Origin of the sequence: Dendronalium phyllosphericum CENA369, from assembly GCF_016056275.1 — a bacterium.
Lineage (GTDB): Bacteria > Cyanobacteriota > Cyanobacteriia > Cyanobacteriales > Nostocaceae > Dendronalium > Dendronalium phyllosphericum.
Window position 1 is genome coordinate 27,972 of the sequence record NZ_JAECZA010000038.1, and the last position, 15,765, is coordinate 43,736.

General features: G+C 43.1%; 14 protein-coding genes. 3 read left to right on the plus strand and 11 right to left on the minus strand.

The window, feature by feature from the left end; translation table 11 throughout:
* Positions 1 to 58: 58 nt before the first annotated feature.
* Both I8752_RS11470 and leuS read right to left on the minus strand, forming a co-directional pair.
* Positions 59 to 733 carry an ATP-dependent Zn protease gene (locus tag I8752_RS11470; protein ID WP_214432444.1) on the minus strand — a complete coding sequence of 225 codons (675 nt, stop codon included), beginning with the start codon at positions 731 to 733 and terminating at the stop codon, positions 59 to 61.
* A gap of 81 nt (positions 734 to 814) precedes the next feature.
* A complete protein-coding gene (gene leuS, locus I8752_RS11475) occupies positions 815 to 3,415 on the minus strand; it encodes a leucine--tRNA ligase (RefSeq protein WP_214432456.1) in 2,601 nt (866 codons plus the stop codon).
* Between the two features lie 87 nt (positions 3,416 to 3,502).
* Here leuS and I8752_RS11480 point away from each other — a divergent pair, with 87 nt between their 5' ends.
* Positions 3,503 to 3,931: a gamma-glutamylcyclotransferase family protein gene (locus I8752_RS11480; protein WP_214432445.1), complete on the plus strand. Its 429-nt coding sequence runs from the start codon at positions 3,503 to 3,505 to the stop codon at positions 3,929 to 3,931.
* A gap of 41 nt (positions 3,932 to 3,972) precedes the next feature.
* Here I8752_RS11480 and I8752_RS11485 read toward each other — a convergent pair whose 3' ends face one another.
* The 3 genes from I8752_RS11485 to I8752_RS11495 all read right to left on the minus strand — a co-directional run bounded on the left by I8752_RS11485 (position 3,973) and on the right by I8752_RS11495 (position 6,471).
* Positions 3,973 to 4,587: an anti-sigma factor family protein gene (locus I8752_RS11485; protein WP_214432446.1), complete on the minus strand. Its 615-nt coding sequence runs from the start codon at positions 4,585 to 4,587 to the stop codon at positions 3,973 to 3,975.
* A 155-nt stretch (positions 4,588 to 4,742) separates the two neighbouring features.
* Positions 4,743 to 5,399 (minus strand): sigma-70 family RNA polymerase sigma factor, encoded by a 657-nt coding sequence (locus tag I8752_RS11490; protein ID WP_214432447.1) that lies wholly within the window; start codon positions 5,397 to 5,399, stop codon positions 4,743 to 4,745.
* Positions 5,400 to 6,195: 796 nt separating this feature from the next.
* Positions 6,196 to 6,471, minus strand: coding sequence for a hypothetical protein (locus I8752_RS11495; RefSeq protein WP_214432457.1), 276 nt, complete (start codon positions 6,469 to 6,471; stop codon positions 6,196 to 6,198).
* A 111-nt stretch (positions 6,472 to 6,582) separates the two neighbouring features.
* On the opposite strand from I8752_RS11495, the gene I8752_RS11500 reads away from it, so the two are divergent.
* On the plus strand, positions 6,583 to 7,407 hold the full coding sequence (locus tag I8752_RS11500; protein ID WP_214432448.1) for a L,D-transpeptidase: 825 nt from the start codon (positions 6,583 to 6,585) through the stop codon (positions 7,405 to 7,407).
* 179 nt (positions 7,408 to 7,586) lie between these two features.
* On the opposite strand, the gene I8752_RS11505 is transcribed toward I8752_RS11500, so the two are convergent.
* From I8752_RS11505 to I8752_RS11525, 5 genes are all read right to left on the minus strand, one after another.
* The gene (locus tag I8752_RS11505) at positions 7,587 to 8,129 is read right to left on the minus strand and encodes a late competence development ComFB family protein (RefSeq protein WP_214432449.1); all 543 of its coding nucleotides are present in this window, start codon (positions 8,127 to 8,129) and stop codon (positions 7,587 to 7,589) included.
* Between the two features lie 120 nt (positions 8,130 to 8,249).
* The gene (locus I8752_RS11510; protein ID WP_214432450.1) at positions 8,250 to 9,185 is read right to left on the minus strand and encodes a M23 family metallopeptidase; all 936 of its coding nucleotides are present in this window, start codon (positions 9,183 to 9,185) and stop codon (positions 8,250 to 8,252) included.
* Between the two features lie 936 nt (positions 9,186 to 10,121).
* Positions 10,122 to 10,826: a DevA family ABC transporter ATP-binding protein gene (locus I8752_RS11515; RefSeq protein ID WP_214432451.1), complete on the minus strand. Its 705-nt coding sequence runs from the start codon at positions 10,824 to 10,826 to the stop codon at positions 10,122 to 10,124.
* Positions 10,827 to 11,076: 250 nt separating this feature from the next.
* Positions 11,077 to 12,249, minus strand: coding sequence for an ABC transporter permease DevC (gene devC / locus I8752_RS11520; RefSeq protein ID WP_214432452.1), 1,173 nt, complete (start codon positions 12,247 to 12,249; stop codon positions 11,077 to 11,079).
* A 133-nt stretch (positions 12,250 to 12,382) separates the two neighbouring features.
* Positions 12,383 to 13,579 (minus strand): ABC exporter membrane fusion protein, encoded by a 1,197-nt coding sequence (locus I8752_RS11525; protein WP_214432453.1) that lies wholly within the window; start codon positions 13,577 to 13,579, stop codon positions 12,383 to 12,385.
* 362 nt (positions 13,580 to 13,941) lie between these two features.
* On the opposite strand from I8752_RS11525, the gene I8752_RS11530 reads away from it, so the two are divergent.
* Positions 13,942 to 14,559, plus strand: a complete 618-nt coding sequence (locus I8752_RS11530; protein WP_214432454.1) for a TetR/AcrR family transcriptional regulator — start codon at positions 13,942 to 13,944, stop codon at positions 14,557 to 14,559.
* A 168-nt stretch (positions 14,560 to 14,727) separates the two neighbouring features.
* Here the strand turns inward: I8752_RS11530 and I8752_RS11535 are convergent, their stop codons facing one another.
* The gene (locus tag I8752_RS11535) at positions 14,728 to 15,501 is read right to left on the minus strand and encodes a sulfite exporter TauE/SafE family protein (RefSeq protein WP_214432455.1); all 774 of its coding nucleotides are present in this window, start codon (positions 15,499 to 15,501) and stop codon (positions 14,728 to 14,730) included.
* Positions 15,502 to 15,765 lie beyond the last annotated feature (264 nt).

The following is a 15,765-nucleotide window of genomic DNA, read 5'->3' on the forward strand; positions in this document are numbered from 1 at the left end:
GGGATTGGGGACAAAAGAGTGTTTTTACTTTTGCCTCCTGACAACTGACAACTGACAACTAACCACTGACAATAACACTTTGACATTCTGTTACTGAAGCACGTTCTCGCATGGCTTGGACTAGTGCTTCGTAACTAGACCAATTTTCTTGCAGTAGAGTTTTAGCCTGAAGAGCATGAAAACGCTGTTTCTGCTGATAAGCTGATTCAGAAAAACCCAAAATCTTCAAGACTTCTGCTAACTTACTTTTATCATCACCTCCACCTTCAGCGTTATTAAAAACTAGGGTTTCAGCAGCAATCCCAGCCATCCAAAGAGTGCAGTAACGATCCAGCATTTGAGCGCCGATTTTTCCCTGTGCTAGTTGCGCTGCTAATTCTCCATCATTAAATGTAACGCCACCTTGCCCAGGTTGTCCCTCTTTCCAGGCTTCCCATGCGCTGAGGGTGTAACCTGTCACGGGAATACCCAATAGATGAGCAACAAGGAAGTGTCCAGCTTCGTGATGGACGATGCGATCGCGGTGTTCGGGAGAAAAACTAGCAATCCAATCTAAAAAGATACTAGCTCCCTTACCTTGTAAGCTGAAGCTATCGAAAGTGGCTATTCCTAAGATAGTGAAGGTAGCAAGTGCCGGTACTGTGGGGGACAAGTTGATTAATGGCCCTAGCAGTACCGATAAAGTCATGAGAAAGATAGATATGGCAACTAAATTTAGGGCAGTCTGGCTCATTATCAGTTTGTTAAATCTCGCTTAATATTTCTTTATTATGAAGCAAGATTCGCTGCAAAGGAAATTGCAAATCAACTACTCTCAGGCAACTACAAAATTCACCAACTTTCCAGGTACTACAATTACCTTTTTAATCTCTTTGCCTTCAATATAACGCTGGGCAACTTCTGACTCACGAGCAAACTTCTCCTGCGCTGCTTTATCTGCTTGCGCTGGTACTTGAATTGCGCCGCGAGTTTTGCCCATAATTTGAATCACCAAAGTAATTTCATCGGCTACCAAAGCAGCAGAGTCAAAAGTTGGCCAAGCATGAGTATGAACTGAATTACTATTACCCATTAAATGCCACAATTCATCAGCAATGTGCGGGGCAAAAGGTGCGAGCAACACCACTAAAGTCTCGATACCTTCTGCATAAATTGGTGAATCTTTGCAGCTGGCATCTGTTAAGGCATTACTCAACTTCATCAATTCAGAAACTGCCGTGTTAAATTGATATTCGTCTTCTACATCTTCAGAAACTGCTTTGATAGCAGTATGTATTGCTCGCCGTAAGTCCTTTTCAGACTTAGTTAAATCGGAAAGTGTATTTCCACGAGATACCCCAGAGGCAATATAATCCGTAACCAAGCGCCACACCCGATTTAAGAAGCGGAATTGTCCTTCCACATCAGCTTCATCCCATTCCAAGTCTTTTTCTGGCGGCGCTTTAAACAATATGAACATCCGAGCCGTATCTACACCATATTTAGCAATTACATCTTCCGGGGCGACACCGTTGCCTTTTGACTTAGACATAGTAGCGTAAACAAGTTGCAGTGGATCGCCTGTCTTCGGATCTCGCGGATCGGCAGGATCTACCAAATTAACAGGAACCCATTTATCTTTATCGCTTTTCTTAGGATTTGTATAAGTTAAACCCTGCACCATGCCTTGAGTTAACAGACGTTGAAAAGGTTCGTCAAAGTTCAATAAGCCCCTATCCCGCAACACTTTGGTAAAAAACCGCGAATATAACAAATGCAAAATCGCGTGTTCAATCCCACCCACATATTGATCTACTGGCATTAAGTCGTTGGTTTTACTAGAATCGAACACCTGCTGTTCGTTCTTAGCATCTGTAAACCGCAAGAAATACCACGAGGAATCAATAAAAGTATCCATCGTGTCAGTTTCCCGCTTGGCTGGCGTACCACAAGTAGGACAAGGCACATTTACCCAGCTTTCTAACTGAGTCAATGGCGAACCACCGCGTCCGGTAAATTCTACTTCTTCTGGCAACTGCACTGGCAAATCTTTGTCCGGGACTGGCACTATGCCGCAATTAGGACAGTGAATTACGGGAATGGGTGCGCCCCAATAGCGTTGTCGAGAAATCAACCAATCCCGCAAACGATATTGGATGCGTTCTTTGCCAAATCCTTCTTCTTCGGCATATTTAACTATTGCTTGCTTGGCATCTGTGGAATTCATACCAGTAAACTGCCCAGAATTAATTAAAATTCCTGGTTCAGTGTATGCACTGTCATAATCAATCATGATTAATGGTGGATCTTCTTGCTGAAAATCCACATTGGCAACCGCCTCCGGTTCTACGATGACAAACTCAATCGGCAGGTTATAGTTATTGGCAAACTTAAAATCTCGGACATCGTGTGCAGGTACACCCATCACTGCCCCAGTACCATACTCATACAGTACATAGTCAGCAATCCAGATGGGCACTTCTTCCCCTGTAAACGGATTGATTACTTTACCACCTGTCGGAATGCCCCGCTTGGGTTTGTCTTCAGCAGTACGTTCTAACTCACTTTGATTGGCAACTTCTTGAATAAAGGCTTCTACGGTTGCTTTTTGTTCTTTTGTGGTGACGCGCTTGGTTAAAGGATGTTCTGGTGCTAATACCAAGTAACTGACACCATAAACGGTATCTGGGCGGGTGGTGTACACGCCGATTTTTTCATTCAATCCAACGATCGCAAATTCCAAGTAAGCACCTATGGATTTACCAATCCAGTTCGCCTGCATCAATTTGACGCGTTCCGGCCAGCCTGGCAATTTATCCAAGTCATTGAGCAATTGTTCGGCGTAGTCGGTAATCTTTAAAAACCACTGACGCAACAATTTGCGCTCGACTATAGCCCCACTACGCCAAGAACGTCCATCGATAACCTGCTCGTTTGCCAGTACGGTTTGGTCAACAGGGTCCCAGTTGACTGCGGCTTCTTTTTGGTAAGCTAAACCCGCTTGCAAAAACTGTAAGAAAATCCACTGCGTCCACTTATAATAATCAGGCGAACAAGTAGCAACTTCGCTGTCCCAGTCAATGGATAAACCGAGACGCTGCAATTGCTGCCGCATTTGGGCAATATTTTGATAAGTCCACTTGGCAGGTGGTACTCCTCGGTCAATGGCGGCGTTTTCTGCTGGTAAGCCAAAGGCATCCCAACCCATAGGGTGCAGTACTCGATAGCCTTGCATTCGCTTGAGACGAGCAATCACATCGGTAATCGTATAATTACGGACGTGACCCATGTGTAGGCTGCCCGATGGATAGGGGAACATGGATAAAGCGTAGAATTTTGGCTGATTGCTATTTGTAGGTGTTTTATCTAAGCCTTGTTCTGCCCATGTTTTTTGCCATTTTTCCTCAATTGCTGCTGGGTTATATCGGGAATCCACCGAGAAGTCTCCTACTGGGTCTATTATCGTGTCTGCCTCCATATTGTAGATGATGGAAGGCAAAGGAATAAGTTGGTTAAAAAGAGGATGACTAAATCAAAAGCAAAATTCCCTGGTTTAGTCCGAGTTTTCGTTTACGGCACGCTCAAACCAGGTGAAGCTAATTACGATCGATACTGTGCTGGCAAGGTAGTTGATGCCCAAAGAGCATTTGCCATAGGCGAATTATTTGCTCTGCCAATGGGCTATCCAGCCATGACCATAGGAGAACACTTCATTCACGGTTATCTACTCTTTTTTGCCGACTTAAAGATTTTAGATATTCTAGACGAACTGGAAGATTACCAACCCACTAGACAAATTTCGCAAAACCTCTATAGTCGCCAGCAAGTAGAAATATACAACCTACAGGGCTTATCCCTTGGTTGCGCTTGGGTCTACTTGATGACTTGGGAGCGAGTATCGTGTTTAGAAGGTGTTCTCCAACCTGACGGCTGGTGGAGTGGTTGTATTTAACCGCAAAGCTAAAAGATGTAATTTAACACCTTGCTTGGCGATTAATTAATGTCTTGTTGTGCTTCCTTTGGTCGAGGCTGTTCTAGAATAGCTGGCTTTTCTGGAGAAACTACCGCCGCCTTGGGAATTTCGATTACTGGGTTATTTATAGCTACCATCAGCGGTGAAGCTGGTGGAGTTACGGGTGTTGTGGTAGCTTGTGTTGATTCTACTTTTGGTTTTTGCGCCAGTTGTAGCTTGGATTGACCACTTGGTAGTAACCCAGATACTGTACCAATAACACAAGCAGCGATCGCCGCACCGCCAAAAACCCAAACGAAACGGGAACGGCGACGCAAACGCGCCAATACTTGCTGTGCTGTTGCTTCTGGCGACTGTTGGGCTGCTGGCACTGGGAGAGTTTTTATGCCTTGCCGTAGCTTTAACAATCGGGCATACAAACACTGAACGGCAGTGTCGCTGGCTAGCCATTCTTCTACTTGTCTGCTTTCGGCGGCTGTAACTTCACCATCTAGATAAGCACTCAATAACTCGAAGCGATCGCGCTTCACCATATCCATAGCACCCGTTGAATCATTGGTATGCTGGCCCATCCCATCTGACACTCTATTAAATTGCAAGGGGGAACGGTCGGAAAATCGAGAATCAGTAGTCATCTTAGCATTATTACCAATTCATATACGGGTAAACGCAACGAGTAATCCTGAGAAATTCATCAATTTTATTCCTAATGGCTTAGTCCTATACATTTCATCGTCTTGCCTTATTAATGTTAAATTCTGCCATTAGGCAGAGGCAAGATACTGGCAATTTAGGTGTCTAGATAATTTTGCAACTGAGCTTGCAATCTGGATCTAGCTCTAGCTATTCTCGACTTGACTGTTCCTAAAGAAACTCCGGTAATTTCGGCAATTTCTTCATATGCCATACCTTCGATTTCTCTAAGAACAATAGTAGTGCGAAACACCTCTGGTAAATCCGCGATCGCTTCTCGCAATTGCTCGTAAAATTCTCTAGTTGTCAGTTCTTCCTCAGGCCCTGGAGTATCTCCAGCAATTTCCCAATCCATCTCGCCATCGTCTACCGAACGGGGAGCATCCAGCGATAAAGGACTGACAACCCGCTTGCGTTTACGCAACTCGTCGTAAAACAAGTTGGTAGCAATACGGCTTAACCAGCCCCGAAACTTCGCTGGTTCTTGTAATCGGTTAATATTCCGATACACGCGAATCCAAACTTCTTGAGCCAAATCGGCTCTATCAGGCCAATCTGGAGCTAGGTGATACAAAACTCTATCAACTTGGGACTGATAGCGGCGCAATAGCTCTGCAAAGGCAGCACGATCTGGACGCAGTCCTATTTGACAGCGCAAAATTAGATCGTGGTTAGAGAGTTTGTCAACTTGCACCGATGCTTCCGGATACCTTGCATCAAATGTTGACCAGGATACAGTAATCGATTGACTCATAGATCGTACTGGCTGTAAATCATCCCTATCTATTAGACATGCTAATTAACACGATGTTCCTGCGTCAGGGACGGATTTATGACTGGAACACTCAGGTATATAAGTTTAGGCATGTTCTCGATCGCTAAAAGAGCTAATTTTGGCTTCTAGCAATTGTATAGCTAACTTCTCAGCCATTGTTTGTTACCTATTAAGAGACAGCAATGTTACGTATGATTGTGCAAATAACGTCATCTGACCGCATACGATTGACAAAAAATCAAATGTATGTTTTATCACATGAAAAATTAAACATTCTAGCTATCGAGTTGAAAGTAGCTTTTTGCTCCTGTAGCAGTGTACATTGTTGTGGAACAGAGTCAAAAGTTTCTTGTTGCTAGTGGCAAGGAAAGATGGCAAGGATGAGAAGAATAAATCTCCTGGCAAAAACAAGAAAGAGAAAATCCAATCTTTTCAACTCTGTTGTCAACTTCTGTAAGCAATTTAATGGAACTTAAGATGACTTGTAAGATGAATTCAAAAAATCAGTCTTGCGGCAGGCCAAAAAGCAATTTTTTAGTTTACGTTTTTAAATACTAAATTAGTGTTTTAAAGCCGCTTAACTACTTGAAATTAGCGTAGAATGTAACTTGTAGTTAATACTGTAATGATATTTTGGGGTTAAATCTATATTTGGATCGTTAGTTTTATAAGTTATGGTAAAACCTTTATGGGAAAGGCTTTTAATCCAAAATTAGTATCCTCCATAAGTGCAAGTCCAATTTATTTGATATAAGCGATCGCAGCTATTTCAGTCTTATTTTTCCGGTATTGTTACTAAAATTGTTGTTGATGTTTCTGTATGCTGCTGAGAAATAGCGCCAGTCTGAGTTTGATTGGGTACGCGAACTTGAAAACAGAAATTTAGAGAAAATGTAATCGTCACCGCCAGTAATAATTTTTCAAACATGATCTTTATCCCACCCACACCATTAATAATCGATTGCTGCACTTGGAGAGTGCCACTAGTAAATAAAGTTCTTATTTGGGCATTTTGTTTGACGAAATGTCCGTATAGCCCTAGTTTGCCCAAGAGTATCGGAAGAGTTATAAGAGAACAGATAAGAATTTATAAATTCTTGATAATGAAATTATGAGCGCATCCAATAAGTTTTTTGGATATGTCAGAGATAAACAATAGGCTATGGCAATGATAAGAAATGAATCTGTAGCGCGTATAGTAATGTTTCTCTGTTTTGGTACAGCCATTTTATCGCTGGCTGTCTATTGGCGCATCACTTCAACGCAACAGCAGTTTGAGAAGCCAGTGTTTGCTGGAGGAAACCGCCCAGCTAACTTGCAAGAAAAATTTACTGGGGGTATAGGGGAAACTGCTTTTGGTGCATCTACACCTCCTAACGAAGCCACCTTTAAGACAAATGCCCAGAGAACTAATGCATTAAAATTTTCTGCTGTCAAGTCTAATAATACGTTGCTGACAGGAGGCCAAAATGTAGCTGAAGCAACCGTTCCAAGAATGCGGTTTGCAACTCCAGGACAACAGCAGAATTTCAATACAGAACAGCCCTTGCGTTTACCTTGGGCTTCAAATCCCCAAAAATCATCTAGCCTAGCAGCTGCGAAGACGCAAGTGGTAGTTGATTTAAGCGATCGCCGCGCTTATGTTTATGCAAGAGATGAGGTAATAGCTAGCTACCCAATTGCTGTAGGTAAGAAAGGTTGGGAGACACCTACAGGTTCTTTCCAAATACAGCACATGCAACACGACCCCATTTGGCGACATCCGATTACTGGCAAAGTATTTCCAGCTGGTGCTGATAGTCCTTTGGGAGAAAGATGGATTGGTTTTTGGTCGGATGGACGCAATCAAATTGGCTTTCATGGCACACCCAATACCGAAGTCATGGGGGCTGCTGTATCTCACGGCTGCTTACGAATGCGTAATCCTGATGTCCGCTTATTATACGAACAAGTCAAATTGGGCACTACTGTAATGGTGCGTGAGTGAATAGTTTTTTATGACTTGTCAGTTGTCAGTTGTGAGCTAGCCCGGTCTTGGGGAGCTAGTGCAGTCTTGGGGTCTCCCCAAGTGGAGCATCTGGCGTGGTTTTCCCCATGAGCGACTGGCGAACCCGTAAGAGTCAGTTGTCTTTTTAGCTACTGACTGCTGACGACTGACTACTAACTTTAATATTGTGATTTCTGCTCAAAGTTTGGTGCGTAGACTTGAAGTAAGTTACTGACTTGGCGCAGAACTTCATTACCAGTATTTTTGGCTAAGACTGGCGTTCTGTTATCGTTGGGTTGGTCGAGGTTACGACCGATCGCCTCACTAACTTGTTGTGAAATTAATTCTTCAAGTTCTGCTTGAGCGCGTTGGCGTTGGTAGTTGGCCCCTTCTTCTGTAGTAGCGTACAAGGGTGGAAGTCTATTTAGAGCATAAGCGGCAATATCCCCTACATCTAGGGAGCTTTCGCTAGTAGCCTCAATTTCTGCTACTCGTGCGATCGCCTCGGTTAGTACTAATTCTTCCATAACGTTAATAAATTGTTTGCGAGGAACCGCCACTACCTCACCTGTTAATAGCGCCCCCATCAGTCGATCTAGCGCCATGTACTCTTCAATGGAGAGTTCCGATGCGTTATCACAAATTCGCCCAACTTCTGCCTCCATTGCTGGTGTAAGATAACCATCCTGGAGAGCTTGTTCTACAATTTTTTCAATACTCATAACGCTCATCTTCTGTTAAGCCACCAAGTAAGGTAGGGACGGTATCAGTCCAATTTATTTTGCCTAAATATCAGCGAAAAATATACAAGTTATGCAAGGACGCGATTTATGCAGCTTTGACTAATCAAAGACTTTGTTTCGCCAGGGTACTGGGTCAACAGATTGTCCGTTGACATAGAGACCCCAATGTAAATGCGGCCCAGTGGCAGCGCCTGTCGAACCCACTGCGCCAATTACTTGGCCAGCTTTTACGATATCGCCTTCTTTGACATTAATCCGACTTAGGTGCATGAAAATGCTTGTCACTCCCTGCCCGTGGTCAATGCCAACTACGTTACCGTGAATTCGAAACCCTTGGGATACTTTGCCCACCAAAGCAACTCGCCCAGCTGCTGGAGCTGTTACAGGCGAACCCGCAGCACCAGCATAGTCAACGCCACGATGGTAGTAGTCCTTTGCAAATGTACCATTATAGTAGCGACGTACACCATAAATTGTACTAATCCGCCCTGCGTTTGGTTTCAAGAAGGGGCCGCTCCAATATTTTTGTGGTGTTTCTAATGCCTTAAAAGCCGCTACACGCTTGAGTTCATACTCGGTTGCATCTACTCCGGCTTTTCCTGGTGGCAAGGTGATGCGTTGTACTGGAAAATTGCGATCGCTGACTTTCAATGCCAAACTTTTTACTTGACCATCACCAGAAATTTTAATAGTTCTCGTTCCAGCTTTTTCCAATGGAGTTGTGGGAATAAAAGCCCGATATTTATTGGGTGCAATCGCAAATGCTGGATAAGTTTTTTCGCCAATAGCCACTGATGGATTGCTACCATTACTGGGAATATTTAAATTAATTACCACAGACACAGTATCCCCCAACCCAGGATTAGTCGGAATCACCTGTACTTGTAAAGCATCTACAGGCAATGCCAAGGTGACAGGAAAAGAGGCTAACATGCCTATCAACAACTTTGTCTTACGGCGATTGGGTTTCCAATCTTTGATGTCAATAAAAGGCAACTTATTTTGAGAGTTTCCAGTGCGAGCCTTGGTAGTCATAGAGCGATAAAACAATCTCTGAATTTCTGCTGACCAACAGATTAGCTTATGAATGCTAGTGTTTCCAAACAGAAGCAGATTTTTTGGAAAACAATGCAATAATATATTAAGTAATATTAAGCAGTACTGAGGGAACTAAACTATACTAACTCAGGCAATCGCTTCTTGGGGAAAATAACTTCAACAAAGTGAAAACACTTTAATGCAATAAACTAGCACACTGAGAAAAAGCTGCCTACTCTCGCTGTAAGAGTGTGTTTTGTATGTAAAGATAAATGATGAGATGTATAGATATAAATACATCTAAAAAAATAAAAGGTAGGAAGTCCTACCTTAAACCCAAACAAAAGCATTTTGTAACCAAATACAAAACTAAATATCACACACACTTATGACAGAACTATTACAAGATAACGACAAAAGTGTGAAGAATTTAAGGCTATAAAGTCAAATTGAGTAGTTTTTAATAATTTTGGCTTGCATCTATGTAAAGATAGATGATGAAATGATATTCCTATTTAATTTTTTTTAAATTAAGTATAATTTTATTCCTTATTCCTGTTCGCTATTGCCTACATCTATGTAGTAAGTTCGGAAATTGAACTGAGTAACTCTATATATAAAAAAAAGTAAAAGGCAGGAAGTCCTACCTTTAACCCAAACAAAAGCATTTTGTAACCAAATACAAAACTAAATATTGCATACAGTTATGACAGAACTATTACAAGATTACGACGGAAGTGTGAATAATTCCAGGCTGTAAAGTCACTAACAGGGTGTGGGGTGCAGGGGGTAGGGTGTAGGGGAAAACGGCGTTGGATGGAGCTTGAACTCCGAAGGGCGCAAGCGTCTTAACTCATACGGGGCTTGTGTCAATAGCGGTTGTTGGGGCTATTTCTTCCCCCCCACCCCACACCCCGCCCCAACGGGGCTTGGTCAAATTAAATAGTTTTTAGTTACTGTGCCTTCTTGCACTAGTTTGCCATCTTGCATCCGAACAATGCGATCGGCAATGTCTAGAATGCGATGGTCGTGAGTAACCATTAGGATTGTACAGCTTTGTTCTTTGGCAAGTTTTTGCATTAAGTTAACCACATCTCGACCCGATTGACTATCAAGGGAAGCTGTGGGTTCATCCGCTAATACAATTTGAGGATGGCTAACCAAAGCACGAGCGATCGCTACTCGTTGTTTTTGTCCGCCCGACAGTTGAGCGGGATAATAATCAAAATGATTTCCTAATCCTACCTGCTCAAGCATTTTGACTGACCGAGTTTGCATCTGTTGTTGGCTAATGTATTTGTGCAGTTCTAAACCCATTTTGACGTTCTGGAGTGCCGTCAAACTACCATGCAGGTTGTGTGCTTGGAAAATATAACCGTTACAGCGTCGTGCTTGCACTAGTTGTTCGGCATTAGCGCCACAGAGTTCTCTTTTAAGGACTTGCAAACTACCAGATTGAGCAGAGCGCAGTCCACCGACTAAAGTCAAAAGAGTAGTCTTGCCAGAACCAGAGGGGCCAGTCAAAATAATAATTTCACCAGCATCTATCTCTAGATTGATGTTGAATAAAACTTGCTTGCGGAGTTTACCATCACCGAAATAGTAGTCGAGATTATGGATGCAAATGACTTTAGTCATAGGGGAGTTGTCAGTTGTCAGTTATCGTAGAGACGCAATTAACCCTTGTCTGTACAAAAGTCAGTTGTTGTAAAGACGCGATTATACTCTTACGAGAAGCCGCTTTTACGAGCGTCTACGCGTCTGTACAAAAGTCAGTTGTCAGGAGTAACAAGAGGATGGGGAGCCGAGGAGATAAGTTGATAAGAGTAATTTCTGCAATCGTTTTTTTCTCCTTTGCCCCTCATCCCCTGTTCCCAGCCCTCATTTTTTAGAACATATCTGCGGGGTCAGCGGCTTGGAGTTTGCGGGTAGCGATCGCGCCGGAAATGGTACACATGATGATGGTTAGTACTAGCACTTGCAATCCTCGGATGGCGGTCATGTACATCGGCAAGTTTGTAGCGCTGCTAGTTAAATGGTAAAGTCCCAAGGAAACTACGACTCCTGGCATAAAACCCAATATTGCCAAAATTAGGGCCTCTTCAAACACCACACCTAACAGATAGTAATTGCGATACCCTATAGCTTTAAAGGTGGCATATTCTCTGACATGGGCATTAACATCGGTGGAAAGGACTTGATAGACAAGAATTACACCCACTACGAAGCCCATCGATACACCTATGCTGAAAATAAACCCAATTGGAGAGTTTCGTCTCCAGAAGTCGTTCTCAAATTGAATGAATTCTTCGTGGGTTAGCACTTTGACATCATCTGTTAAGTGTGCTCTCAATGCTGCTACCACACGCTTTTTATCGAAGCCAGGTTGCACCTCAATCAAACCGACACCGACGCTGGAAGCAAGTTGCCGAGGAAATAGCCGCAAAAAGTTCTGATCGCTGGTGATTAAAGTGCCATCAGCGCTAAAAGATGCCCCAAGTTTAAATAAACCACTAATAGTAACTGTCCGCCGTTCCACTTCCGTCTTTACAGCTTTACCTAGTTCGAGTTGGGCGATCGTTTCTTGGTAATCTCCTCTAGCAGCACGGTCAAACAAGACGGTATCTGGTAGCTTGATATCTGATAATTGTTGGTTAACTTCTGGCAAGTCAAAAGCTGGCTTATCTGGATTGAACCCAATCACTAAAATTTCTGTATCGCGGCGTGTTTGGGGATTCTTCCAAATCATGTTGCTCACATACATAGCCTCTGCTGATTTCACTCCTGGTATATCCATTGCCTGATACAACCGTCGGCGAGAGAATGTAGATATTCTTTGCAGATTACGGGTTTGGGAGCCGATTAAAACAACGTCTGAGCGCAAACTGTGATGTAGTCTGGTGTTACTGTCATACAGCGCGGTCTGAAAGCCCAACTGCATGAACATCAACAGGTCGGCAAAGGCAATGCCTGACAATGCTACCAACAGACGACTTTTTTCATGACTCAGTTGCAACCATCCTAAAGGCGTTCGCCGTTGTAATTGTTTGAGTATTCCCATTTTTATAGTGCTGAGTTAAAAGTAGAGACGCGATTAATCGCGTCTGTACAAGAGTTGTGATTAATCGCGTCTGTACAAGAGTTAAGAGTTTTATTTCCTTTTACCTCCCCTGACAACTGACAACTACCCCTTATCACAGTTCAATGACTGCCTTGACTTGCATATTGGTTAAGTCGGCAGCTTTTTGGCTGGAGGCATCATCTAGTCGGATATGGACTTCTATAACTCTGTTATCAATATTGCTGGAAGGGTCAGTATTAACCACATTCTGCCGTCGCACTTGTAAGGCTTTGCGTTCTACTATTCCCTGCAATTCGCTAGGTAGGACATCACTAATTACTCGTACTTTTTGCCCCGATCGCACTTTACTGATATCACTTTCGTAAACTTCGGCTACTACATACATCCGATTGGTTTGCCCGATATCGGCAATACCATCATTTGACACCACCTCCCCTGGAAGGGTATGAATTTCAAATACCTGACCATCTTGAGGCGATCGCACGTAAGCTTGTTTTAAATTTGCCTCTGCCCGATTCATGGTTGCTACAGCATGGCTAACTTCTGCTTTGGCAGCTTCTACATCTACTCCTCGCACTTCAGCAATCCGATTTAATGTGGCTGTGGCTTCTTTTAATTGTTGCTGGCTGGTTGACTGGATGCGCTGTAATTGAGCCTGTGCTGCTTGTAATTCTTTTTGGGCTGTTTCTAAAGTTAAGTGCTTGCTATCCCTTTGAGAGGAAGAGATTGCTCCTTGTTGGTATAGCACCTGATAGCGTCCATCTTCTGCTTGAGCATTACTCACTTCCGCTTGCAATCGGGCAACATTTGCTACTTGAGATTTTATATCTCCTTGGCGTTCTGCTGCGAGGCGGGCAATGGTTGCTTGTTGGGCTGCAATTTCTCCAGGTCTTGCACCTGCTTGCGTGCGAATCAGGTTTGCCTGTTCCACTTTCACTTGTTCCTGTGCTTCTTTGAATGCTGCTTGTAAGCGATCGCGACTGTCCAAAATTGCGATCGTCTGCCCTGCTTTTACCCTATCTCCCTCCTTCACCAACAATTGCTCTACCCGACTCCCGTCGGGAGATGTGGTAGCAGAGAGTTTGATTACTTTTCCCTTTGGCTCAATCCGTCCCAAGGCTGTGACCGTTTTGAGTTCTGTCAATACTGCTGCTGGAGCTTGTGCCTTTTGATTAGAAGTTTCCTGAAATTTTAGTACCGTATAAACACTAGTTCCAATTACAGTCAAAGATACAATAATAGCTATTAAAATGGGCGGACGCAGAATCGACTGAGGAGATACTGAACCGTCTAGCTTTGAATTTTGCACGATAGCATACCTTTGAAGCAATTCCAAATTCGCTGATTTAAATAGGAAAAATCGAATTTTGGTAAATGTCCCGATTTTGAGAGGACGCGGGGACGCGGGGAAAGAGGGATGAGGGAGATGAGGGAGTAATTTTCCCAGTCCCCTGCCTCCTTCAGTTGTATGCTCAACAAACAGAACGATCTGTAAGATACAAAACTAAACTGTATAGTTATATAATAGGATTATACTAAACTGAGTAGTTTAGTCAAGTGCTTGCCAAAAACTATTGGGTTGTCTACTGACTGTACTGCACAAGCTTTTGAGTCAGGTGTGACAGATTACAGAAATTCTTAAGGCTATTTACAAAAAAGGATTATTTAAAAATGGCACGCCCAAAAGTTGGGGAAATAGATCGGTCAAGTTCAGCAGATAAAGTAGAAAAAATTCTGCAAGGGGCGATGCAAGAGTTTCTGGTTCATGGCTACGCTGCTACGAGTATGGATAAGGTAGCAGAGGCAGCAGGGGTTTCTAAAGCCACGGTATACAGTCACTTTCAAGACAAAGAAGGACTCTTTAGGGCACTAATAGAGAGGCTGGCAAGAAAGCGGTTTCACTCAATTTTGGGGACGCAATCCTTAGTAGGAGAACCATACATCGTACTGCGACGTTTAGCAAAAACCGCATTAGATCAAATGGTCAATGACCAAGAATATCAGGCGTTTGAGCGACTTTTGATCGGAGAGTCAGCGCGGTTTCCTGAATTGGCTCAGGTTTTCATTGGTAGTATCGCTAAACCGGCTATAGAGACTATTAGTAAATATTTAGCTTCTCGTTCTGAACTCCAGATACCCGACCCAGAGGCAACAGCAAGGATTTTGATTGGGTCATTAGTGCATTTTGTGATGACTCAGGAGATTATGCAGGGTAAAGATATTATGCCAATGGAAAGCGATCGCCTGATTGATGCTTTGACACACTTGATCGTCAACTGTGCTGATTGAATGTATGGCAAAGTGCTGAGTGCTGAGTCACCGAAGTTTGCTCAACGGGGGGAACCCCCGCACGCAACTTCTCGCTGAGTGCTGAGTAGCCACTGCTGACATTCATGTTAAAAGAAGAAGCTAAAATTCTTCTTTGCAACTAATTATCAATTCAAACTTGGAACTTTTTTATTGATAATTTATCCAAGATTCCCAAAAAACATAAACTGATAGTATTCCTAAGAAAATACGAAGCACAAGGCTAACAACAGAATCGGGTAATTTTGGCAATGTGCGAGTACTCATCTGAACGCCTAAAAGACCTCCAAAACCTAAAATTAGACCTTGAACAAACAAAATATTTCCTTCTAATGTATGTCCCGTGCAGGCAGCTAGAGCAGTGATGACAATCACACCAAGACTCGTCTGAATTGCTACTTTAATTTCTTCTCCTAGTAATAACATTTGTAGGGGAACCATAATTGTTCCGCCACCTAAGCCAAAGAAGCCTGCTAAAATTCCTGCGGCTCCGCCAGTACCAATTTTAGAAAGTAATGGGTTAAATTCTGGTAATGTTTTTTCTGCTTGCTTTAAAACTAGTTGTTTGCGGAGTTCTATCAAATAGATGTTAGCTAATAATATGATTCCGAATGTAAAAAGTATGATGTAAGGTGGAATTTTATTGGCGAAATATACTCCAACTCCAGTAGTTAGAAAAGCTGGAATTCCTAAATAAATTACTCGCTTCCAATCAAAGTAACCCATCCACCAATTCTGCAAACTTCCAGAAATTGAAGTAATAACAATAGCAAGGCTACTGGTCGCGATCGCTTGCACGGGAGTATAACCGAGTGTGACTAAAAGTGGAATTGTGATAATACCGCCACCTATTCCTAAAAGTCCAGCTATGACTCCAGATATTAAACCCCCAATCCCTAAAATCAACCAACTAAAATCATTCATAAACGTCAGTTGTCAGTTGTCAGTTGTCAGTTGTCAGGAGGCAGAAGTCGCAAGTCGCAAGTTATTCTATCTCACTCCCTTGTCTCCCTTGTCTCCCTTGTCTCCCTCATCTCCCCCAGCCCCTCTGCCTCATCCCTCACGTACTGTTACTGGATGGCTAACAACGCCTCCATACAGCAATCCCACATCATTCCACGGAACTGTACTCGGCTGGGTGTTACCTAAATTGTCAGTAGCACGAGCTTGCAAAGAATACTCCCCAGG